Source organism: Bacillus sp. EA-CB0995 (assembly GCF_055814245.1).
Genome location: NZ_CP169269.1, coordinates 980,359 through 1,004,144, shown reverse-complemented (window position 1 = coordinate 1,004,144; position 23,786 = coordinate 980,359). Strand labels below are relative to the sequence as shown.

The following is a 23,786-nucleotide window of genomic DNA, read 5'->3' as shown; positions in this document are numbered from 1 at the left end:
AGAAAAAAGATGAATGGGGAATTATAATATTGTTTCCTAATATTTCACTATACCTCTAAAAGGGAGTTAATCTATGCACAAGTGGAAATATATTATAGTTACTTTTTTAGTTGCTGTTATAATTTATAATTTTACTTCAGCCCCCTCAATTCAAGCGATGGAGAACTCTTCTTCTCCGAATTACAATCATTCAACAAATCATTTACCACAACAAGTAAACTGGAAACTAGTTGAGAAAGCAATGGGACAATCAGGTGCGATGAAGCCAGGTGAAGTCTTTTATATCAGCCTTCCACGTAATGATTTACAAGTAAATGTCCAAGGAATACCAATCCAGCCTAGTTTAGCCTTGGGAGGCTGGACAGCTTTTAAACAAATGGGTAATCAAACGATGGTTATGGGTGATTTAGTTCTTACGGAAAATGAAGTTCAACCTGTCATGAATCAACTTTTTCATCAAGGAATTCAAGTTTCTGCACTACATAATCATTTGCTGGGAGAGTCACCGCGTATTATGTACTTGCACGCTAAGGGGTATGGTGATCCAGTTCAATTAGCTAAAGCGATTAGATCCGCAATGGAACTAACAACAATACCATGGAACAACAAATTACCGAATGATTCGCATGCCTTTTCCATTGATAAACAGAAGCTTGATAAAATATTTAGACATAAAGGTACAGTTAGTGGTGGTGTTTATCACGTAAGTATTCCCCGGTTAGAAAAAATCATGGAAAATGGCATGGAAATTCCTCCTGCTATGGGGGTAGCAACAGCAATCAATTTTCAGCCGACGAAAAACAAAAAAGCTGCCATAACTGGTGATCTTGTACTTACTGCTGAAGAAGTAAATCCTGTTGCAAGTACGTTACGTAAACATGGTATTGAAGTAACTGCTATACATAATCACATGTTAACCGAGAATCCCCGACTATTTTTTATGCATTTTTGGGCAAATGACGATCCAATCAAATTAGCTAAAGCACTGCGTGAAGCCATAGACAAAACTCATAGTATGTAGACTGTTTCGTTCGAATGCTAAATGGGATTTCAATTAGAAAAACAGATAAATTCATAAAAAACGCTATTCTCTCCGTATGTTTCCACAAAAGAATAGCGTTTTTTCTTTATATAAATACAAACTCGTTTTAATCTACTAAATCAAAGTATGCCCACCTTCAACATGCAGAACTGTTCCCGTAACAAAACCGTTCTGCATCGCATATAGTACAGCTTGTGCTACATCTTCTGCTTGCCCCACTCGCTGTGCAGGGAGTTTGTTTCCTAAGTCAGTATAGAATTTGTTGCGCGCTTCTTCGGCCATTTCACTGCGTGACGGCGTATCAATAATTCCAGGAGAGACAACATTCACACGAATAGGAGCCAGCTCTAAAGCTAACGTTTTGCCAAGATTAGAAACAGCCGCATTGACTGCACCGAGCGTTGCCGACCCAACCATAGATTTATAAGCAACAACTCCGGAAAATAAAGTAATGGAGCCCTTAGTAGCAATCTTTGGTGCACCATATTTTGCAGAGTAGAATTGTCCCCAAAATTTGTTTTCAAACAACTGACGTGCTACGGCTGTATCTGTGTCGATAAAGGAACCTCCTGATGTTTCTGCTGCCGTAACAACTAAATGATCAATCGTACCTACTTGTTCAAAAAAGGATTGAACTTGTTGTTCTTGCGTCGTATCAAGCGTATAAGCAGTCACGTTTCTTCCTAACTGATCCGTCGCCCTCCGCAACTTTTCCTCTGAACGACTAGCAATGATAACTTCAGCTCCTTGCAAGAGTGCAAGTCTCGCTGTTTCTAAACCAATTCCGGAACTTCCGCCGATAATTACAATTTTTTTATTGCTTAACATGTTCATTCCCCCCAGTTTTTCTTGTTTTGTTTTGCTGAGATTATTGTATTTTTAAAACTTCCTTTTTGGAAGTAGTGATATTTAATACACATAGTTACATTTTAGAAAGTTTCTTTTTTGACAAGAAATGTACACACAAAAAAATTGTTTTTCATAATAAAAAAGGACCCTGTGGTCCTTTTTTATCTACTTTCAAATTTTTTTCATAATGTTAATCCAAATCGCTTTAATTCAATGAAAATATGTTCTAAACGTTTTCCTTTGTCCGTTAATGTGTATTCGACACGCGGTGGAACCTCTGGGTATACCGTTCTTTTCACAATTCCTTGCACTTCAAGTTCCTTCAAACGAAGCGAGAGGGTTTTCGGGCTAATTCCATCCATCGATTTTTGTAAATCACTAAATCGCATCGTTCCTTCAATAAGAAGATCTCGAATGATTAAAAAGTCCACTTTGTTCCGATCACGTCGAGTGTTTTCGCAATGGGACAAATTTGCCCTGGTGTTCCTTTTGTTAATTCAATTGGATCCATATTCTCCATTAAAACACGCTCCTGAAAAAAATTTTTATGATTTTCCTTTATGCTATCACAATTCTATCCTTACGGTAACTATATGAAATAAATATCACTACTTCCCAAAAGGAATTAACTATATATACAATATCATTAGCGACTAGATATTTCTAAAATACGGAGGTGATTGAGGATTAACCAAAAAAGCTGTTAACGTCTTTGCCATCAATATTTTACAGATTAAAGATGGAAAGATCGTTGAAGATTGACACTTAGAGGACCACCTTACTCTCCTATAGGGCGTAGTACCAGAAAATTAAACAGCTTTACAAGATTGTTAGAATCAATAACACATTATTATATAAAGGGGCTAAATAAAGATGAAAAATATACTTATTATAAACGGGCATCAAACATATAGATCAGCGGAAGGAAAACTAAACAAAACATTGACGGACGACATGGTGAATATATTAAGTCCCGAGAATCATGTACAAACAACAGTGGTTCAAAACGGATATGATATCGAAGAAGAACAAAGTAAGTTTTTATGGGCTGATATTGTCATCTTCCAAACACCTATTTATTGGTTTAATGTTCCAGGATTACTGAAAACATACATGGATGAGGTATATGCTTACGGATTATTTTTCAAAGGCTCTGAGCAATACGGAAGAGGCGGATTATTAACTGACAAATACTATATGTTTTCGACTACGTGGAATGCTCCCGAAAAAGCATTTAACGATCCAACACAATTCTTTGGAGGAAAAAGCTTAGAAGACGCACTCAGTCATTTACACCGGATGCAAGAGTTTATCGGTATGAAACCGTTAAAGAGCTTCGCTTGCTATAATGTAATAAAGAACCCTGATGTTGATAAATTTGTATCTGAACTAAATACACATCTAGAAGAAGTATTACCACTTTAATTTACTTTCACATTAGAAAAGCCCCTTCAGATCTTCTGAAGGGGCTTGCAAATTATACTCAATTTTCATCCGTATCTTAATTATTTAATCGTTCCCATCCCAGCAACTTTTACACTTACCTTGACATTTACATCCCCCTTTGCCAATGCCTTACCCCATTGATTTTGGACTTTTTTCCACTCTGGATATGTATAAGTTCTTGCATATTCACCAAGTCCAAAAGGGTCGATTTCGGCTGCTTGTATTTTCTTTATTAAGTGCTTGAAATCAGCTTCCAGCTTAGTTTCAATAGCTTTTTGCAGCTTTGCTGCGTCCTTTCTTGTATTGAACGGAAAAAGCCGTTCTGTAATGATGATTCTCATCTTTACATCTGTATTAAATATAAAACGACCGTCATATTTTGCCTTTGTCTTTACCTTGATTTTTTGAGCAGCAAAGCTGATCCAATCTTTATTACGATCATCCGATTTCGGCTTGATTGCAAGTGTAAATAGAAACTCACCTTTATTTTCGTGCTGTAAAATGCGTAATAATCTGTTTTCATCCGGTGTTAGCGTCAATTTATATCTGTCTTTTTCGTCCAACAAGGCGGTTCCTGTCACCCATACTCTATTCTTTTTTTCATCTCGGTAATACTCGCTGTCATCCCTTTTTCTTTCATCTGTTCATGCAATTTTTGAAGAGTTGTTTTTACCGTAACATTTCTTATATAGGCGGTATCAACTAATTTTGCTAAATACAAAGGGAGCCGAGGCTTATCTTTTGGGTTATAAAAAATTACATCCGAAACAGGTCCATCTACAGCGACAATTCGTGCAGTAACCGTATTTTTGGGGTCACGGTAAAATGGGTCAAGGTAATCTGTCCAGTTTTTTCGTTTCAGCAGCCGTTTCCCAATTAAGAAGACTTGAGTTTTGCTTCCCGATGTTAGCGCCATAACCGTAGCATCGAATTTCTCTCTAGAATTTCGAACCGTAACAGATTTCACACCAGTATTTTCTTCTTTCATCTTTGCTTCTTTATTAAACACAGGACTTGACATATATACCAATAAATTATTATCGCGATCTAAATCCATACCAAGTATAAGAGTAAGGGAAACATCTTCAACATTTGTTTGATCAAAGCATCCAGTCATCGTGAACGTCAATAACAAAATACAACATAGTACCTTCCTTTTCAATGTATTCCCCTCCGGCTATACTTCTCATATACCCAGCTGTACATCCATAAAATCACAGGTGATATATACGCCAATCCTAATCCAGCATTTGATATTACCTGTTGCCAAACCTCAGATTGATTCCAAGTAGGATGGGTCAAAAATATGAAACCGATAATGCACAATAATAGAACAATGACGTGAGAGCTATGATCTTCTTTTCCAAGTAATTGACTAGAACAAAATACACAACAGTATATACAATTAATCCAGGATTTAGAAACAACAATTAGGTAAACAGCCAATAAAACCATGTCAAAACGTTCTAAAAAACGAAATTCAATTACTTTAAATAAGTTTAGTACTGGTTGGTTAAATTCTGTAATGCTATCAGGGCTAAAATAGGAAAAGCAAACTAGAGTAACAAACAGATAGAATAACATCGTCAAGGTATTTGCAATAACGAATCCATGGACCGCGTACTGCTTTTTTTGTAAAAAGGGATACAAAAAGAACGCAATATCAAACCCTAAATAGGTAAAAATAGTAGTTGGCACAGCTGACAATATCGGTTTCCATCCCTCTTTCAACAGTGGAAAGAAAGGCAGCCAGCTCCACCCACCTCTTAGCGGTATCAAAAAAAACACCGGAACCCAAAGCATCATATAAAAAGCGAGTTCAGAGTATCGTCCTATAATACGAAGACCGTTTCGTACAACAAGAAAAGTCGGAATTGAAAACAAAAATATAGTGATATAGTCAGGCGTTTTCGGGAGAAGCCACGCCTTAAGATAAAGCATAGCGTTCACAAGAACGATACAGGAATAACAAGCGAAGTATATCGTATAAATAACAACTAGTGCTTTCCCAACTATTTTTCCAAACAATCGTATAAGAATGTCATAAAGCGTGTCCTCTGGATATCTTGCAGATGTTTTAACGATAAAAGTACCAGATATTGTGGAGAATACCCAGCCGATAAGTATAGCTATCCATCCATCTGTTCCAGCTTTTTCTGCAAGCACTCGTGGGAGAGATAAAACTCCAGTTGCCACCTGCATTCCATTAATTATAAAAATATACTGCATAAGAGTGATTTCATTATAGGCATACTTTTTCATAGTTTCACCTTTTATTATGGTTTTTTCCTTGGCGAATAGATTGAATAGCTCCCGTACCTTTAGAACGACTTCTCATTGCCCAGAGAGGAAAGCGTACAAAAGCATCCTTCATATCTGCAAAGCGAAACGGTGCTAACGGAGTCCCATAAGGAGTACCTAGCGATTCAAGACTGATGAGATGTGCAATTAATGTCATCCATCCGATAACAATTCCTACAATTCCAAACAAGGCAGCTGATATCATCATAGGAAATCGCAACAATCTGACTGCCGCTCCCATATCATAATTCGGAATGATAAAGGAAGCGATGGCTGTAACAGCAACAACAATAATCATAATGTTGCTTACAATTCCCGCCTGAACAGCCGCCTGTCCAATGATGATCCCTCCTACAATTCCAACTGTTTGACCGATAGGAGTAGGTAACCGCAAAGCTCCTTCCCTCATCATTTCTAAAGTCATTTCCATAAGCAGTGCTTCCATAACTGGAGAAAATGGTACGCGCGTTCTTGATTCCGCAATAGATAAAAAAAGCTCCACAGGAATGACCTCAAAATTAAAGGAAATAAACGCAACATAACTCGCTGGCAAAAATAGAGCAATCATAAAAGCGAAGAAACGAAGTATCCGAATAGACGAGGCAACTAACCAACGCGTCCCGTAATCATCAATTCCTTGAAAAAAGGATATAAAATTTGTCGGAGCAATCAATACATTTGGAGAATGATCCACAACAACTACAAACCTTCCCTGGAGAATGTGAGATACAGCTAAATCGGGTCTTTCAGTTAATATAAATTGAGGAAACGGTGAATACGGATTATCTTCAATGAACTCGATAAGTTCACCCGTACTAATGACAGCGTCCACCATAATATCTTGAATCCGTGTTTCTAATTCTTCCAGCACTTCTTCGGAAGCTACATCTTTCAAATATAAAATGGAAATCCTCGTTTTGCCCCGCATACCAATTGTAATCTCTTTTAACATTAATTCTCGATGAGGAATATATCTCCGAATCAATGCGATATTTTGACTTCCAGTTTCTACAAACCCTTGATGAGCACCTTTTAGTGATATTTCATTCCTAGAATCTTCAATATTTCTTTGCGGCCATCCTTTCGTATCTAATTGATGCGCGGTAGTTTGGCCATGAATAAATAAAACGCTATCTCCCCCTAAAATAGCATTTTCAATTTGTCCCCACGTATCGACGACTTTAACCTGCCCTAATGTAATGGGCAGATCCATGTTAGGATCACGGACACTATTCATCAAAGGACTTAAAACATGATTTTGAATTGATCGCTTGTCTGTTAAGCCAGACAAATAAACTAAAGCTGCTTCTAATCCATCGACTGTGATTGGAAACGGACGAATGACCAAATCAGGAGATTGACAGAAGAGTTGCTGAAGTTGAGCTATGTTCTTAGCTAAATTAACGTCCAAGGGAGAATCTTCTATGTTTTTTTCCTGAAAATGAGTATTATTGTTTATTTGAAGAGACTTTGAATTACGTCTACCTTTTAATGGTTTCAGAAAATTAAACATACACTCCATCCCTTTCTGCATTTCATAACTATTTTTTATTATGTATTCTTTAAGGGAAAATATTCTAATAACCATTTTGGCCCATTATTCACGAACTAATGGTACTCTTAATCAAATCCTCAAAACAAAAAAGCATTTCTTTCTGTATGACTAATAGAAAGAAATGCTTTTTTGTTTTAGGGATATAAAATAAATATTTTTAATTATTTTCGATTTTTTTCTTTTTATTTCGTTCTAATTGAGCTGTAATACCAGCGCGGTCAATTTGAATCCAGTACTCTACAATTTTCCCGCCTTCTACACGATACACCGCGCTCGCTAACTGAATGATAGGAAGTCCAGTTGGTTGAAATCCATCAACTTCACCAATATGAGCACCTGTTTGTTTCCATCGAACATATACACGATCTTGCTGAGATACTAACAACTCTTGAATTTCTAAAGTAAACGTACCATAAGCATCCAACATCTCTTGTACATGATCCGCATAATCCATAGGAGATCTTTCAACTGTTACTTCATCTTCAGCTTGAACTTGATGAGCCAACACTTTTTCTGCCATAAACTCTGTTACTAGATGTAGATTACGTCCTGAACGTATTTCTTCAAAAAATCTTCTAACTATAATCTCAGGCATCATATAACAATCGCTTCCTCTCAGTATTATTTTCTATGAAAATAGCAAAAAACACCTCATTTTGCAAATGAAGTGTTTTTGTATGTCGAATATCATCGAGTGGTCTTTATGTTGTGGCGAAGCGCCGTTATATTGTAAAAAGCGTCGATAAATGATGCACTTACGCCGATATATTTGTCCTACGCTACTTACTCTATTTTCCACTATACACCTTCGGACAGTCATTTCCAGTCGGTTCGTAAAAACAATGATTCTTATATTGTCCTGCATGAGGTTGATCCCACCACGTAGGAGGACAATCGCCAACTGGACGAAAGAACCAAAGAGAATATACACCTGGCCATATACGAGCATAATTCAAACATTTTCTTGCCATTTCTTTGTCGCTCTCTCTTGCTCGTTGATAGAAATACCCTTTCGTCACTGCTTCAAATCCGCCTGGCTGCTGATACACCATTTGTTGAATATTTGTAATTTGTTTAAAATCCAAACAATCACACATTACACGATTCACACCAACTGTTCCTACTGCCATCATACCCTGTTGCCCTTCACCTTCTGCTTCCGCTCTCATAAGACGAGCAAGTAAATCGACATCACTTTCTGAATAGGCAATTCTCGTCACTTTTATCCCTCCGTTCTCCCTATAACTATATGCAGCAAGGAGCATTTGTTTAAAAAAGACATGTTCTAAATAAGAAAAAACCCGAATAGTGACTTTTTAACTTGTCTACCACTCGGGTTACCATTCATAAATCATCTAATTATTTCATTCTTTGACGGAAGAATAGAATTCCACCTAAAACAATCAATATGAAAATTTAACTGTTTGTTATTCGCAATTTTTATTTTTTAATCCCTTTCATATACGCCGAAATATCAACGTTTAATGCTTGCGCTAAACGCATACCATACTCTCGATCTGCGCGGAAGAAGTTACAAATCGCAAGCAATTTTGTTTGTTCATGTACATCTTTTAAATCATTTGTTAGGTTCGCAATTAAGTTATCTTTTTCTTCTTGAGAGAATGAACGATAACGCTCACCAGCTTGTTGGAAATCATTTGGTTTCTCAATTTTTTCACGAGTTACATAACCTGTAAGTTTCATAGTTGAATCTCGATACGCTGGATCTTCAGTTGGATTTTCAGTATGACGACTTGGTTCATAATTGATTGTAGACGGTTGTTGATTTACTTGCATGAAACCATCACGTTGTTGGTTGTGTACAGCTGCATATGGACAGTTTACAGGTATTTGTAAATAATTTGCACCTAAGCGATAGCGCTGTGTATCCGGATAAGAGAATAATCGTCCTTGTAATAATTTATCCTCAGATGGTTCAATACCAGGCACAGTTGCGCTCGGTGAAAATGCCACTTGCTCTACTTCTGCAAAGAAATTTTTCGGGTTACGATTTAACGTCATTGTACCTACTTCAATTAATGGAAAACGGTCTTCTGGCCACATCTTTGTTGGATCTAGTGGATCAAACTCTAAAGAATCCATTTCATCTAGTTCCATGACTTGTACGTGAAGATTCCATTTCGGATAATTGCCACGCTCAATCGCATCAAATAAATCACGAGTTGCATGGTTAAAATCTTTTCCTTGCATTTGTTCTGCTTCTTTCGCATTAAAGTTACGTACATCTTGTTGTGGCTTCCAATGATATTTTACGTACACAATTTTGCCATCTTCGTTCACCCATTTAAATGCATGAACACCGAAGCCTTCCATTTGACGGTAATTTGCAGGCGTACCGTAATCAGAGAAGACCCATGTTAGCATATGAGTTGATTCTGGTGATAACGTCATGAAATCCCAGTAACGATCTGGTGTTTGAATATTTGTATCAGGTGCCGGTTTTAAAGAATGAACCATATCGGGGAATTTGATTGCATCACGAATGAAAAATACAGGTAAATGATTACCAACAAGATCGTAGTTCCCTTCCTCTGTATAGAACTTCACCGCAAAGCCTCTTGGGTCACGAGCTGTTTCTGGAGAACCTTGACCATGAATAACAGTTGAGAAGCGAACAAATACAGGAGTTTCTGTTTGTTCTTTCTGTAAAAACGCTGCTTTTGTATAGTCTTTCATACTTTTTTTGTTACGAAAATACCATGGGCACCAGCACCACGCGCATGTACAACACGCTCAGGAATACGTTCACGATCAAAATGAGCTAACTTTTCTACTAAATGATAATCCTCTAATAAGACTGGCCCACGGCGACCTGCTGTACGAGAATTTTGGTTATCCCCTACAGGAGCACCTTGGTTTGTTGTTAAACGATTATTAAGATTCATTTTTGAAATCCTCCTTTCAAATAACAATTATTTTTTTAAAATTATTATAATCTAATTATTATTAAAAAGTTACTCCATTGTCAATTATTTATATAAAAATATTTTCACTTTTTGAAAACTATTACTACTAAATAATGAATAAATACATCTTAGTCATCTCGCATACCTACTCTTTTCTATTCAAAAAAGCTGCCCTCAAAAGGTCGTTATTTAACGGCCTTTTGAGACAGCTTTACATGTACAACTGTATTTTTGTTTCATCAATACAACGCAATTTACTTACCGGTCTCCCTACCTGCTGATAAACCATTTCATTTTCTAAAACTCCGATTTCAATTAAAAACATGACATACTTTCGAATAGACACCCTTGAAATTCCAACTAATTGTGCCATTTCATCTGTTGTAAATGGTTTTCCATAAAGCGATTCTATCTGTTTCCAAACTAACTGCAATGTTTGTTTTGTTAATCCTTTTGGAAGTTCTTTACTTACGTGAGGTTCTACTTTTTCTTTTTGTAAAATCAGTGCATCTAGTTCAGATTGATTAATCTTTTGTTGCGCCTTCATAAATCTAAACTTCTCACGATATGCAGTTAACGCTTCCTTAAAACGTTCAAATGTAAATGGTTTAATTAAATAGTCGACAACTCCATATTGCAGTGCTTTTTTAATACTCGCCATATCATGTACCGCTGAAATCATCATAACATCAGTTTCTTTTTCTTTATTGCGGATATGCAATAACAATTCAAACCCTGTATCACCAGGCATAAAAATATCAAGCAGTATAAAATCTATATGAGATTCCTCTAATATTTGCACTGCTTCGTTTACGGATTTAGCTATATGAACAAGTTCAAATCCTCCCACTTGTTCTAAATAATGCTTATTTAGCATCGCCACCATTGGGTCATCTTCTACAATTAAAACTTTGATCATTTTCCTATCTCATCCCTACTTTTATATGGTATTTCAATTGTGATGGTCGTTCCCTTCCCTAAGACGGAATCGATGTATATATTCCCTTTTATGCGCCTTATACTTTCATTTACAAGATATAAACCATACCCTCGATTTTCACCTTTTGTGGAATAGCCTTTGACGAATATTTTATCCACTTCTTCTTTCGAAATTCCATTTCCTGTATCGGTAACTTTAATAATCAATTTATCATGATATTGGACGGAAACATGTACTTGCTTATATTCACAACTCGCCACCGCATCTAGGGCATTATCAATTAAATTTCCTCCAATTGTAATGAGTTCATGAATCAATCTCTCATCATCTGGATCTGGTAAATACGAATCCTCACTTATAGTCAGTTCTATCCCCTTTTCTCTCGCATAGCTAAGCTTGCCCAGCATAAACCCTGCAAACACGGGATTTTTTATTTTCCTCATCACACCGCCAATTTCATATTGATGCTCTGATACCATGCTACTAACATACGTCTCTAATTCTTCATAATTTTTCATATGTGTTAGCCCTAATACAACGTGCATCTTATTCATAAATTCATGAGATTGTGCCCGTAAAGCCTCTGCATATAGTCGAATACCCGTTAACTGCTCTGCTAATTTTCTCATTTCCGTTTTATCACGAAATGTTGCAATGACACCAACAATTTCATCCTTTACGTATAACGGAACTCGATTCGTAACAATTGTAATCCCATGTAGACTTTGTTCCTCATCGAACTGCGCTGCTCCCGTTTGTAATACTTCTTTTATCCTTGTGTTCGGCATATACTGCTCAATGTCTTTACCAATACATTCTTCTTTAATTCCGCTTTTCTCAATTAACCGTTTCGCTTCGTTATTAATTAAAGTAATCCTCGCATCTTTATCAATCGCAATAATTCCTTCTTTGACGGATTGTAGCATCGTATTCCGCTCTTCTAAAATTTTTGAGATTTCACTAGGTTCGAGGCCAAATAAAATTTTCTTAATATGTCTAGCTAATAAAATAGCACCTATAATACCAACTAAAATTCCAACACTAACACCGATGTAAATAATATGTCTACTCTCCTTAACCCTTTCTTCCACATTGTCAGCTGAAATTCCAACAGCAACAACCCCGATTTGTTCTTTCGCTTCAGAAAAAATGGGTACAAATACCCGCATAGATCTCCCTAATGTTCCTTCTGCTTTTGATACATGTTCTTTTCCTTTCATGGCTAAGCCTTCATCGCCCCCTACAAAATGTTGGCCGATCTTCTTAGGATCTGGATGAGACTTTCTTATTCCATTCATATCCATGACTACAATGAATTGAACATCTGTATTTTTTAAAAGTCTATTCGTATACGTTTGAATTTCAGATACATCTTTTCTTCCCGCTAAAGCATCGATTACGAGCGGTGAATTTGCTGTAATACGTGCAACTGCTTTAGCTTTTTCCATTTGGCTCTCTTCTGTCATACGCTCAACATGATGACTAATTAAAATATCTGTTACAAGCAAAGACAATATGACAACCGTACACACCAGCAATGTAATCGTTGGCCATAAACCTAACAAGTTTTTTCTTTTTCTCATCTCTCTATTTTCTCCCTTATTTCTTCTATACCGCATGAAAAATCTATATTTACTTATTCTCTTTAATAAAAACAACACTTTTTATAAGTAAAATCATCCACATTACTTTACTAGTTTTAATACAAATATACTATAGTTCCAAAAGGTCCATACAGATTTCTAGATTTTGGTAAAAAAATAGAAAAAAAGAGCATAAAGTGAAACTTCCATTCGGAGATGCTTTTCCTTCGAATGGTTAGTTGAACCAATCGGGATTTAACGGGCAGTTATCCCCCATCTATCTTCTTCGGATTCCTCACAATCTTGAGGTGGGGGTCTTACTACCCACGAATAGCGGGATAAAATTTGCTGAAAAGCTACTTGACACCCGAGTGAATTATTTTTAAAATAGTGTAAAATTACACTTTAGGAGATTTGAAACTATGAAGCAAAAAAACATGTATAGATTATCTCTCATACAATTACTTGTTTTCGTACTTAACCTATTTATCTTCTCCTCAACCATACGATTTTTACCTTGGTTTGTTGAAGATGCTGTAGGTTGGTTTGGGGTCCTTATTACTGCTCCCCTACTATTAATTATTGCTGTAATGATGATATATCTTCAGGAAAGTAAAGGGTATGTGATATCAAGAACGAAAAAAATCATTCCTTTTATTGCATCAATTTTTTCAATCTGTATCGTATTATTAAATATCACAGACTTATCTGTTATAACAGCTCTTATATTTAACTTGGGAATGATCATTATAACTGTTATATTTTTGGTACAAGATTTCTTCACACTTAATAAAAATTAAGATTTTGAGTATAGATTCAAAAGAATGCGAATTAGAACACTCTATTTCCAAAGATTATACTAGTGGTGATTTTAAACAAACAAAAAAGATATCCATGAGTAGCGATGGATACCTATTTAATTTAACAAGCCAAGAAAACATCAAATTATAAAGTGAAACTTCCATTCAAAGTTTCACTTTATTGTTCTGTAGAATAGTTTGGCATCGTTGTGATTTGCGCCACTCCTGATTGAATAGCTGCTTTTGCTACCGCGGCCGCTACACTTGGTACAACTCTTTTATCCAGTGGATTTGGAATGACGTAATTTGCATTTCGTTCTTCATCCGTAATAATGTTAGCAATTCCGTACGCCGCAGCTAATTTCATTTCCTCTGTAACATCTGTTGCACGGACATCTAATGCACCGCGGAATATACCTGGAAATGCCAATACATTGTTCACTTGGTTTGGATAATCAGAGCGTCCTGTTCCAACAATAGCTGCCCCAGCTTCCAGCGCATCCTCTGGGAATATTTCTGGCACGGGATTCGCCATTGCAAACACGATTGGATTTGTATTCATTGTCTTCACAAGTTCCTTTGTTAATACGTTAGGAGCAGATACACCAATAAAAATGTCCGCACCGGAAATCGCTTCTTTTAACGTTCCACGTACATGTTCACAATTCGTTTCTTTAGCAATCTCGATTTGTGCTGGGTTCATCCATGACTCTCCTTCACAAACAACCCCTTCTAAACTTACTAATGTCATATGCTGTGCGCCTGCTTTTAATAATAATTTACCAATTGCAATCCCTGCAGAACCAGCACCATTAATGACAATCTTTACTTCATTCATCGTTTTATTTACAACTTTTAATGCGTTAATCACCGCAGCTAAAACAACAATTGCTGTTCCGTGCTGATCATCATGAAACACTGGAATATTCATTTCTTCTTTTAAACGTTTTTCGATTTCAAAACAACGCGGAGCTGCGATATCTTCTAAATTAATTCCTGCAAATGTAGGCTCTAAATTTTTAGTAATGGTTACGATTTCATCTACATCCTTCGTTCCAAGGCAAAGCGGAAACGCATCGACATTCGCAAACTTTTTAAATAAAATACTTTTTCCTTCCATAACAGGCATAGCTGCTTTCGGTCCAATATCCCCTAATCCAAGCACTGCCGTTCCATCCGAAATAACTGCAACCATATTACCGCGTGCAGTATAGTCGTAAGCTGTTTCTTCATCCGCCGCAATGGCCTTACAAGATTCAGCTACGCCTGGTGTATATGTCAAGCTTAAATCATCTGCTGAATTCACTTCTACTTTACTTGTAATTTCAATTTTTCCTACTAATTCTTTATGAAGCAATAATGAACGTTCCTTAATTTGACTCTCTAACATAGAAATAGTCTCCTCCTAATTCGACAAGCTAGCTACGTCTTTCCATAGCTAGCTTGTCTGTATACATTACGAAAACATTTTTAATAAAATTGTTGCAGCTACAACCATTGCTGCTCCGCCTAAACGTGTTGAAATTTGTGCAAATGGCATTAATTCCATACGGTTTGAAGCTGATAAGATTGCAACGTCTCCTGTTCCACCTAATCCGCTATGACATCCTGTTACAATTGCAGACTCGACTGGATACATGTTCATGATTTTTCCAACAAAGTAACCAGATACGATCATTGTTACTACTACAGATGCACACACAACAACATATCCAACTGAAAGAACAGCTGCTACATCTTTTAACGGAATGTATAACAATCCTAAACCGACCATTAATGGCCACGTGAAGTTTGTAGAAATAAATTTATATAAGTGAAATGCTCCTTGCTCCATTTTTGCTGGCATTAATTTGAAGTATTTCACAACTGCAGCAGAAAAGATCATAATGATTGCTCCTGGAATACCAATAAATTTAGAAGCAAACCCACCGAAGATAAAGAACGTACATGCAATTAATAAACCTGCTCCCATTAATGAGAAATCAATCGGTTTTTCTGTATTTTTTTCTTTTAATAATTCAGCTTGATTATCTGTTTTCACTAATAAACCATTACCGCTAAGCTCTGGTTTTTTCTCACCTAATCGTTTCATATATCCAGCACTTACAATCGCAAACATATTTCCAATAATTGCTGCAGGAATAAGCTGAGATACAAATGTTGCTGATGATTGATGTAAAATATCGCCGTATGCTAAGGAAAGTGGTAAAATTCCTTCTCCGATACCACCGCTCACAATTGGCACAATAATAAAGAAGAACGTTCGCTTCATTTCGAATCCAAATAACGATCCAACTAATAACCCAACCGCGATTGAAGCAAGTGTTCCTACAACCAACGGGATAAACATACGAATAAACCCTTGTACTAACACTTTACGGTTCATTCCTAAAATACTTCCGACTACTAAGCAAGAAATATATAAATATAAAAAGTTCGATTTTTTCATTAACATATTCGCAGCATTCATTGAAGCTGGGTTCATCCAATTAAAAAACACAAGCAATGACGGAATAAATAATGAAAGAATTGCTGGTCCACCAATGTTCTTTAAAATCGGAATTCTCATTCCGATATCACCTAAGAAAATTCCCATAATCATAATAACTGCAAATCCACCAATCATATCAGCAGGCAACTTATTATATACAGATGCTCCGTAAATAACAGCCGCTAGCACGATATATAAAGGCAACGGTATAACACCAATTTTTATATTCATGATTTTTGAAACGAGTGATTCTTGTTTTGTTTCTACTTCACCTACAGGTGACACCGTTTCCATTTTATTTTGAATCCCCATAGAGGCACCCCCTTATGTTGTTACTCACAATATTAAAACGCTTTCAATAGTAAAAACAGATTTTGTAAGTTTTGTAATTGGTTTTGTAATTAAAAAAACGAGATTGGCAAAAAAACGCTATTCTTTTTATATTTCTACAAAAAGAATAGCGTTTTTTTCTAAATAAATACGGACTGCTTTATATATATATTATTTCACACCTAACTTTTCTTTTGCCTTCACAGGTAATTCGTTCATTGTTACCTCTTCATAAGTTTGAATTGATTTCGTTTTGTCATCATATTCACCCTCTACATACACACGAAGAAATGCATGTAATTTCAAATTTTTATTTGCAAAAAATTTAACAGTTACTTCCTTACCTTTATCATCATATGCTTTCAATGTATACCAATACAACGTATACATTTCCCCATCTTCACCTTTCGTAGATTCTTCTTTTCCGTTCTCTGTGATTTGAACATAATATTCTTTTGTTCCCCATTTTTTAATATCTAGTACATCATTCTTTTCAGCAACAGCCAAAACTGCTACTGAAGATAGTAAAAATAATAGAACACATGTCATAACACCTACTACATATTTCTTCAAATCGTTCACGCCTTTTCTATGAATTTGCAATGTATTATCTTTTTGTATCGTAAAGGTTTTGTGCGTGATTTGTTATCGATTTAGGTTACGTAACCATTACATTTTTGTAATGGTTGAATCTTTATCACAGATATTATCCAAAAATCCTAATTGTCGAATTAATAGGAAAATTGTCTATTTTTTGTTGATTTATTTTATTTTTAGTGTTACACTTACAATCACAAAGAGAGAGTAACTAAAACCCTCTGTATTCCAAGAAGTATAAATATTCATTTTTTTGCTTGTTTACTCTATTTCCACTTGTTTGACATGTATGTGCAGTTACCACTCTTTCTTTGCTGTCCTGTCATATCAAACCAAATACCTTAAACTTTTTGAGGTTATTTGGTTTGATATGTATTTTATCTATTATTTAACTAGATTATTAACACAAAGACTTGTATGTTTTTTCAATATCAAAAATCCCTTTAGATTTTTTCTGAAGGGATTTTTTTATGTTTCTTATAAGATTAAAAATGCACGTATTTTTCGCCCTAGATAGGTATAACTCTAATCGCAAATGCTATGAACAATCAAAAGCTCAAAATACGAACTGTTTTTTGCGTTGCATTTAATTCAATAGTTGCTCCAATTGGCATTGTTACAATAGGATGTGTATGGCAGCAATCAAAATCCGCTAAGATAGGTATATCAAGGTCCCCGATTACTTCGAGTAAAATGTCATATGGCGCTAACCCTGTTCCTTGATCGTCAAACTGTTCATGCTTTCCTATGATTACGCCGCTAACCTTGTCGAACACACTATGTATTTTTAGGAAACTAAAATGCTTTTCAACGATCGCTGCTGTTTTTTTACAGTCTTCAATCATTAAAATATCCCCCTTATTAATAGCAGGCATATAAGGACTTCCCCATATACTTAACATTGTCGTTAAATTTCCAGCTATTAACCGACCTGTTGCTACACCTTCTTTTACACAAATCCATTCATTCGGATAACTTTTTTTGGCCTATTTTGTGTCTGCCAATTTAATTGCTCATCTGTCCAAAAAGGATATACAGGATACTCATATGGAAGTGCTTCACTTTTTATTAGCACATCTTCAAATGATGAAAATGTGTCATTTACATACGGAGGAAATTCTCCCAATGAAGAAATCAAGGAAGGTCCATAAAATGTTTGAATACCTGTTTTAGCATAAATACCTAATAAAATTGCTGTAACATCTGAATATCCAACAAAAATTTTAGGGTGTTGTTTTATTGCTTCGTAATCTAAATAGGGAAGTAAAGAATTTGAATTGCTCCCTCCAACAGACGACATAATACACTTAATCGCTGGATTTCGAATGAGTTCATTCAACTCTTGAGCACGATCCTTTATACTTCCAGATCGATACCCATCATGTTTTCCAGTAAGACTTCCATCAACTATACGAAATCCTTTACTTTCCATAAACTGTTTGGAGCGTTTGAATCTATTAGGCGATGTATATGTACCTGGCAGTGATGGTGAAAAAATACCTATTTGATCTCCTTTGTTTAACTGAAACAATCCTTTTCACTCCTATGTATTGCATGTGCTATCCACATTTAATATAACCTAATAATAGTTTAAATGGTTCTGATGTAAAGTGAAACTTCCATCAGTGGGGGTCTTACTGCCCGTTAATGCGGGATAAACCTCAAATTCAATCAAAAGATGTAATTCCAACAATATATTCATGTGCCTAGCTTTCCAGCTTTAGTAACTATATTAAATTCTTATAAGTAGTCTTATATTAGTCTGTTTAATTGTCGAATTATAAAGAAAATTGTCTATTTTTTGTTGATTTATTTTATTTTTAGTGATAAACTCATAATCATAAAGAAAGAGTAGAAAAAAAACACCCTATAAGCTTTATATTTTTCTGAAAATTTAGTTTTCAAACCATTTCACTTTCATTGACATTCTTGTGCTTCTCTAACTCTTTCTTTTTTCCAAGAAGCTGTCACAAAGCTAGTACTTTGGGGCGGCTTCTTTATTTTATGCAGCTAGTTCCTTAAAAAGAAAAAACCTGCGCATTATTGCGCAGGTTCTGTACGATATTTTGCTTCAACGCGGTAAATACGATTTCCCTTGCTTGAGAATTTTGCTTCGTATTCCGTCATAATGTTGCCTTCAAAATCACTGTTGTGAAGATCTAAGCTAATATACGGCAGCAGCATGCCATATTCCGCCATACTTGTAAGAGAGTATTCGAATAGAGCTTGGTTATCTGTTTTGAAGTGAATTTCTCCGCCCTTTACAAGTACTGTTTCATAGTTACTTAAAAACGTTTTATACGTTAAACGGCGTTTTTCATGACGATTCTTTGGCCATGGATCAGAGAAGTTTAAATAAACGCGATCAATTTCATTCTCCGCAAAAAATACTGTTAAATCTTCTGCGTCTTTATTAATTAATTTTAAATTCGGCACTGCTTCTTCAATTAGTTTATCAAGTGCATCTACAACCACACTTGTAAACTTCTCAATTCCAATATAGTTTACATCGGGATTTGCTTTTGCCATTTCGTACATGAAGCGGCCACGTCCTGTTCCAACTTCAATATGAATTGGGTTGTCGTTACCAAACAACTCTTTCCATTTCCCGTTATGTTCTTCTGGATTTCCAATTACAAACTGCGAATATTCTTTCGTTCGGTCCATTGCATATGGTTTATGTCTTAAGCGCATAGTTCTCTCCCTCTCTGCATTTCAAGATGTGTGTATCAAATAAAAAACCAAGTACGTACGAGCACTCGGTCCGTTTCTTTCTAGTATAAGATTTGCTATTTTGATGGAAACTACAAAGTGTATTACATACAACTTCCATCAACTCTTCGCTGGCGGTACACTACGCTCGTTTCATTGTTACGATAACAACTGAAAAGGATGTGTCAAAAATGCCACTTAACCATGAACATCAAATGGCAATCTTAAAAGACATCTTAGTCAATCATCAAAGTGATTGCTGTGGAACGGTTTCTGAGTGTGAACAATTAGAACGTCTCATTCAATCATTACTCGTAAATGACAGTGTGAGCAATGAGGTCAAAACGATGTTAAACGATGTATATTACTATAGTCAATCGGGTAAATTGTCTCCTGATTTAGACGGCCATATTTCTGGTCATCAAGAACAACTGTCACAATGGATTACAGGAATGGATAGTTTTTCTTAAATTATTCTGAAGCGAGTAGTTGTATTAAATATTGAAGCCAATATTCTGCTTCTACTTGCTTATTTTTTGCTGTGTACCATTGTACGAAAATCATACATTGCAGTGTAACATACCATTTCATACGGCTTAGCAAAGAATCAGTCAGTTCTAATCCATAATGCTCAAGCCACTCGTGCCATTCATCCCTTGGAATGTACCAATGGAGTAGCATCCCAATATCAAGAGCTGGATCTGCAATAACTGCTCCGTCCCAATCAATCAAGAACAATTCATCATCATCTGTTAATAACCAATTGTTATGATTCACATCGCAATGACAAACAGCAAGATTATCAAATTCTACATTCTGGAGGGACTTTTGTAAATACTGAAGTCCTTTTTGAATGATTTCATTTTGCTTTACATCCTCTTGCAAGGTGAGAAGCACTTCTTCTAATATATCTTGTGCTTGCAGGGGCCGTTTCCCAAGCTTTTGAAGCATATGCACTAACGCCTCAGAAGAATGAATTTTTTTCAGCAATGCTGCAACTCGCTTAGATTTCATATCTTCTGGCTCTAACCTTTGTCCTGGCAGCCACTTTTGTGCCGAAATGACATCGCCATTTGTTAATCGCCTTGTCCAAAGTAGCTTCGGAACAATCCCTTCTGCTGACAATACCGCAAGAAAGGGCGATGAATTGCGCTTTAAAAATAGTTTATGTTGTTCATTATGCGCAATATAGGCATCTCCTGTCGCCCCTCCGGCTGGTATTACTTTCCACTCTTCTCCTAACAATTGTTCCAACCATTCCATGTTCATTACCCGTTAACAATTCCTTATCTTTTATAGTTATGAAAAGAAACAAACAAGCTGTTCACTCTTTTACTTTATTTTACAAAAACAATAATATATATGGCAACTTATCTGAATAGCCACCTTTGTCAATTCTACATTTATTATATTCGCATCGTCAAGGGTCGATTTGTCACATTTTCGCCAATATATAGGTACTAATCGGAGCAATCACAAATGTATCTCCATCAAATGAAGAAATTGGACTCTCTGCTGCATTTTTATCATTCGCAAGTACATACCATACGCCGCTATTTGGCAATGAAACAGTTTGCTCTTCTATTCCGTTATGAAAGAACACAACAATTTCTTTCCACTTCCCAAACTGCTGCACATCCTGTAAGTAATACGCGATAACAGAAGGAACCGTATTTAAGAAGGACATATACCGCTTAATTAACTCAGAAGACGCAAAACGAAATGCTCCGTGTGATTTTCGAATACGAATCATTCCTTTTATATAGGAAATATTTTCTTCTTCTCGCTCTTTTTGATCCCAGTCCATCTGATTGATGCAATCCGGGGCATTATAACTATTTTCATTTCCTTGTTTTGTACGGTAAAATTCTTGACCAGCATGTAAGAACGGAATACCTTGTGCTAATAATGTCATTGTCGTTGCGAGGCGGTGACGACGTTTTTGCAATTGTTCCTCCTCTTTACTGTTGCTTGCAATCTTATCCCACATTGTCATGTTATCGTGACATTCTACATAATTAATGCTTTGCACAGGCTCTTGAAATAAACTAGCCGACTTTAAATAAGGGACACTTCCTGTAAGTAAATATTGGATATGCTCTTTATTTGTTGTTTCACCAAGAGCGTAGCCGCTTTTTTGCACATCAAATGTACTTCCCTTGATTCCATCTCGAAATTGATCATTAAACTGAGCAATAGATGGTATTTGGATTGCATTCTGTAACGTTGCTTTCTTATCAGCAGCAAGCGGTGTTTGTAAATCCCATCCTTCACCTATTAATACTACATGCTCTTTCACTGCATTTGTTTTTTCACGAATCTCGTTCATTGTATCGACATCTAAAATACCCATTAAGTCGAAACGAAATCCGTCCACATTGTATTCTGTTAACCAATATAATACCGAATCAACAATAAATTTACGGACCATATTACGCTCTGATGCAATATCATTTCCAACACCCGTCCCGTTTGACGGCATCCCATTTTCATCGTGCCGAAAGTAATATCCTGGTACAAGCTTCTCAAAAGAAGATGTTTCTCTTTCGTATATATGATTATAAACAACATCTATAATAACGCGTAGACCATTTCGATGAAGTGCTTGAATCATTTGTTTACATTCAACAATTCGGTTGTACGGATCAATCGGATTTGTTGCATAACTGCCATTTGGAACGTTGTAATATAACGGATTATATCCCCAGTTATACGTTGTGAACGGCTGCTCCTCATCTACTCCAGCATAATGATGAATAGGCAATAGTTCGATATGTGTAACTCCTAATTCCTTTATATAAGAAAGAGCTGTGAACGTCCTATCTTTTCCTACTGTTCCTTCTTCCGTTAAACCGAGGTACTTTCCTTTATTGCTCGCACCGCTATTAGGATGAATCGTCATATCACGAATGTGTGCCTCATAAATAATGGCATCCGTCATAGAAGTCATTGGCGGTAACGGTTCATGGTCTTGTACATACGTTTTCGCAAGATTTACGACGATTCCATATGTGCCGTTTAAAGAAACTGATTTTGCATATGGATCAACTGCTTCTCGCCAAATAAGATTGATACAGACAAGAAATGTATATTGCGCACCATCCCAGTCTCCCGACAACTCATAGCACCAAACGCCTTTTTCTTGTCCATTCATTTCATAATCTGTATATACATCGGCGCTTTCATAAATACGAACTTTTGCTTTAGTGGCTGTTGGTGCCCACACTTTAAACTTAGTTTGTTCCTTTGAATAAGAAGCTCCTAAATCGCTTCCCTCGTACATATATAACTCATCAAACTTCGCTGTTCGAATGACAGCACCCATCTGCAAATCTGTTTCTACGCCGCGCTCATCACATATGATATAACACTGATTCAGTGTAATTGGTTCACTCACTTTACATTCATATTTTATTGCATGTGGAAGAGAGATGATACGTTCGATTGAGAGCTCCCATTCATTTGCATCTTGTTTTAAATGGAAGATGCTACTCGTTCCGTACGCATGCGGAAGTAAAATTGTGATTTTATCCGTTTCATCTAAATACGCTTCAAACGTACGCTGTATGTTTAACATATGTACTCACATCCTCCCAAGAGACATTCCATTTTCTATAGTATATTCAAAAAAACGGAAAACGTTTTCAAGCTTGTGTCTTCTGTAAAGATATTTCATGGATTGCCTCATACTTCGGTACCTGGTCTACATGAGTTTCGTATAAGGTTACTGTTTCGACTTCAAATGTACGCCGCGGTACTACTGAAAGCTGCTTCTCATCAAATTTTTCTTCACCTTTCCATTTACGAGCTATCGTAATGTGAGGGTGATACGGGCGTGTTTCTAATTGAAAACCATTCTGTTCACATATTGTATATACTTGTTTTTGTAAGTCGAACAAAGCCCTTTCTTCTTCCACTCCCACCCAAAAAACACGCGGCTGTTCTTTTCTTCCAAATGTATGACATCCTTGCAATGTAAGTGAAAAACGTGAAATTTCAGCTAGCTGCTGCAAGTCTTGTTTCAATTTTTTAATCTGCGCTTCCTCAGCACCTCCTAAAAACGAGAGTGTAATATGATAGTCCTCTTTATGCACCCAAGAACGAAACGGAGCGGTTTCTTCTATCGTTTCTTTCCACTCCGCCAGCACATTCTTTATCTCATTTGGTAATTTCACTGCAATAAAATAATGTCTCGCCATCTTTTCTAACTCCT

General features: G+C 36.2%; 19 protein-coding genes and 4 pseudogenes. 4 read left to right on the top strand and 19 right to left on the bottom strand.

Features of this window, described 5'->3' with window-relative positions:
• The first annotated feature begins 73 nt into the window (after positions 1-73).
• Positions 74-1,021, top strand: coding sequence for a DUF1259 domain-containing protein (locus tag ACEWFJ_RS05300; protein ID WP_473690867.1), 948 nt, complete (start codon positions 74-76; stop codon positions 1,019-1,021).
• 135 nt (positions 1,022-1,156) lie between these two features.
• On the opposite strand, the gene ACEWFJ_RS05295 is transcribed toward ACEWFJ_RS05300, so the two are convergent.
• A complete protein-coding gene (locus tag ACEWFJ_RS05295; protein ID WP_473692362.1) occupies positions 1,157-1,885 on the bottom strand; it encodes an SDR family oxidoreductase in 729 nt (242 codons plus the stop codon).
• 188 nt (positions 1,886-2,073) lie between these two features.
• Positions 2,074-2,411 (bottom strand): annotated as a pseudogene (locus ACEWFJ_RS05290) (winged helix-turn-helix transcriptional regulator).
• A 353-nt stretch (positions 2,412-2,764) separates the two neighbouring features.
• On the opposite strand from ACEWFJ_RS05290, the gene ACEWFJ_RS05285 reads away from it, so the two are divergent.
• Complete coding sequence (locus ACEWFJ_RS05285; protein ID WP_473690865.1) at positions 2,765-3,316, top strand: NAD(P)H-dependent oxidoreductase; 552 nt, start codon at positions 2,765-2,767, stop codon at positions 3,314-3,316.
• An 80-nt stretch (positions 3,317-3,396) separates the two neighbouring features.
• Here the strand turns inward: ACEWFJ_RS05285 and ACEWFJ_RS05280 are convergent.
• The 9 genes and pseudogenes from ACEWFJ_RS05280 to ACEWFJ_RS05240 all read right to left on the bottom strand — a co-directional run bounded on the left by ACEWFJ_RS05280 (position 3,397) and on the right by ACEWFJ_RS05240 (position 12,643).
• Positions 3,397-4,499, bottom strand: a pseudogene (locus ACEWFJ_RS05280) (Ger(x)C family spore germination protein).
• Complete coding sequence (locus ACEWFJ_RS05275) at positions 4,496-5,599, bottom strand: GerAB/ArcD/ProY family transporter (protein WP_473690863.1); 1,104 nt, start codon at positions 5,597-5,599, stop codon at positions 4,496-4,498. Before ACEWFJ_RS05275 ends, ACEWFJ_RS05280 begins: the two are co-directional and overlap by 4 nt.
• Positions 5,600-5,603: 4 nt before the next feature.
• Positions 5,604-7,151 carry a spore germination protein gene (locus tag ACEWFJ_RS05270; protein WP_473690861.1) on the bottom strand — a complete coding sequence of 516 codons (1,548 nt, stop codon included), beginning with the start codon at positions 7,149-7,151 and terminating at the stop codon, positions 5,604-5,606.
• Positions 7,152-7,350: 199 nt separating this feature from the next.
• Positions 7,351-7,791 carry an ester cyclase gene (locus ACEWFJ_RS05265; protein ID WP_473690859.1) on the bottom strand — a complete coding sequence of 147 codons (441 nt, stop codon included), beginning with the start codon at positions 7,789-7,791 and terminating at the stop codon, positions 7,351-7,353.
• A gap of 190 nt (positions 7,792-7,981) precedes the next feature.
• Positions 7,982-8,458 (bottom strand): cell wall hydrolase, encoded by a 477-nt coding sequence (locus tag ACEWFJ_RS05260; RefSeq protein ID WP_473690857.1) that lies wholly within the window; start codon positions 8,456-8,458, stop codon positions 7,982-7,984.
• A gap of 175 nt (positions 8,459-8,633) precedes the next feature.
• Positions 8,634-8,897 (bottom strand): catalase-related domain-containing protein, encoded by a 264-nt coding sequence (locus ACEWFJ_RS05255; protein ID WP_473692360.1) that lies wholly within the window; start codon positions 8,895-8,897, stop codon positions 8,634-8,636.
• A 102-nt stretch (positions 8,898-8,999) separates the two neighbouring features.
• A pseudogene (locus ACEWFJ_RS05250) lies at positions 9,000-10,099 on the bottom strand (catalase); the annotation flags it as partial.
• 232 nt (positions 10,100-10,331) lie between these two features.
• Positions 10,332-11,039: a response regulator gene (locus ACEWFJ_RS05245; protein ID WP_473690855.1), complete on the bottom strand. Its 708-nt coding sequence runs from the start codon at positions 11,037-11,039 to the stop codon at positions 10,332-10,334.
• Positions 11,036-12,643 carry a sensor histidine kinase gene (locus ACEWFJ_RS05240; RefSeq protein WP_473690853.1) on the bottom strand — a complete coding sequence of 536 codons (1,608 nt, stop codon included), beginning with the start codon at positions 12,641-12,643 and terminating at the stop codon, positions 11,036-11,038. The genes ACEWFJ_RS05245 and ACEWFJ_RS05240 overlap by 4 nt, the downstream gene beginning before the upstream one ends.
• A gap of 422 nt (positions 12,644-13,065) precedes the next feature.
• Here ACEWFJ_RS05240 and ACEWFJ_RS05235 point away from each other — a divergent pair, with 422 nt between their 5' ends.
• Positions 13,066-13,443 carry a hypothetical protein gene (locus ACEWFJ_RS05235; RefSeq protein WP_473690851.1) on the top strand — a complete coding sequence of 126 codons (378 nt, stop codon included), beginning with the start codon at positions 13,066-13,068 and terminating at the stop codon, positions 13,441-13,443.
• Positions 13,444-13,621: 178 nt separating this feature from the next.
• On the opposite strand, the gene ACEWFJ_RS05230 is transcribed toward ACEWFJ_RS05235, so the two are convergent.
• From ACEWFJ_RS05230 to trmB, 5 genes and pseudogenes are all read right to left on the bottom strand, one after another.
• Positions 13,622-14,833 carry an NAD(P)-dependent malic enzyme gene (locus ACEWFJ_RS05230; RefSeq protein WP_473690849.1) on the bottom strand — a complete coding sequence of 404 codons (1,212 nt, stop codon included), beginning with the start codon at positions 14,831-14,833 and terminating at the stop codon, positions 13,622-13,624.
• Between the two features lie 66 nt (positions 14,834-14,899).
• On the bottom strand, positions 14,900-16,246 hold the full coding sequence (locus tag ACEWFJ_RS05225; RefSeq protein ID WP_429719065.1) for a 2-hydroxycarboxylate transporter family protein: 1,347 nt from the start codon (positions 16,244-16,246) through the stop codon (positions 14,900-14,902).
• Between the two features lie 189 nt (positions 16,247-16,435).
• Positions 16,436-16,837 carry a YxeA family protein gene (locus ACEWFJ_RS05220; protein ID WP_473690847.1) on the bottom strand — a complete coding sequence of 134 codons (402 nt, stop codon included), beginning with the start codon at positions 16,835-16,837 and terminating at the stop codon, positions 16,436-16,438.
• A 572-nt stretch (positions 16,838-17,409) separates the two neighbouring features.
• Positions 17,410-18,392 (bottom strand): annotated as a pseudogene (locus ACEWFJ_RS05215) (S66 family peptidase).
• A 509-nt stretch (positions 18,393-18,901) separates the two neighbouring features.
• A complete protein-coding gene (gene trmB / locus ACEWFJ_RS05210; protein WP_473690845.1) occupies positions 18,902-19,555 on the bottom strand; it encodes a tRNA (guanosine(46)-N7)-methyltransferase TrmB in 654 nt (217 codons plus the stop codon).
• Between the two features lie 209 nt (positions 19,556-19,764).
• Between trmB and ACEWFJ_RS05205 the strand changes: the two genes are divergently transcribed.
• Positions 19,765-20,043 carry a YtzH-like family protein gene (locus ACEWFJ_RS05205; protein ID WP_098306736.1) on the top strand — a complete coding sequence of 93 codons (279 nt, stop codon included), beginning with the start codon at positions 19,765-19,767 and terminating at the stop codon, positions 20,041-20,043.
• Position 20,044: 1 nt separating this feature from the next.
• Here the strand turns inward: ACEWFJ_RS05205 and ACEWFJ_RS05200 are convergent, their stop codons facing one another.
• The 3 genes from ACEWFJ_RS05200 to thpR all read right to left on the bottom strand — a co-directional run bounded on the left by ACEWFJ_RS05200 (position 20,045) and on the right by thpR (position 23,772).
• Positions 20,045-20,842: a phosphotransferase gene (locus tag ACEWFJ_RS05200; protein ID WP_473690843.1), complete on the bottom strand. Its 798-nt coding sequence runs from the start codon at positions 20,840-20,842 to the stop codon at positions 20,045-20,047.
• Positions 20,843-21,008: 166 nt separating this feature from the next.
• Positions 21,009-23,150 carry a type I pullulanase gene (gene pulA / locus ACEWFJ_RS05195; protein ID WP_473690841.1) on the bottom strand — a complete coding sequence of 714 codons (2,142 nt, stop codon included), beginning with the start codon at positions 23,148-23,150 and terminating at the stop codon, positions 21,009-21,011.
• Positions 23,151-23,217: 67 nt separating this feature from the next.
• Positions 23,218-23,772 (bottom strand): RNA 2',3'-cyclic phosphodiesterase, encoded by a 555-nt coding sequence (thpR, locus tag ACEWFJ_RS05190; RefSeq protein ID WP_473690839.1) that lies wholly within the window; start codon positions 23,770-23,772, stop codon positions 23,218-23,220.
• Positions 23,773-23,786 lie beyond the last annotated feature (14 nt).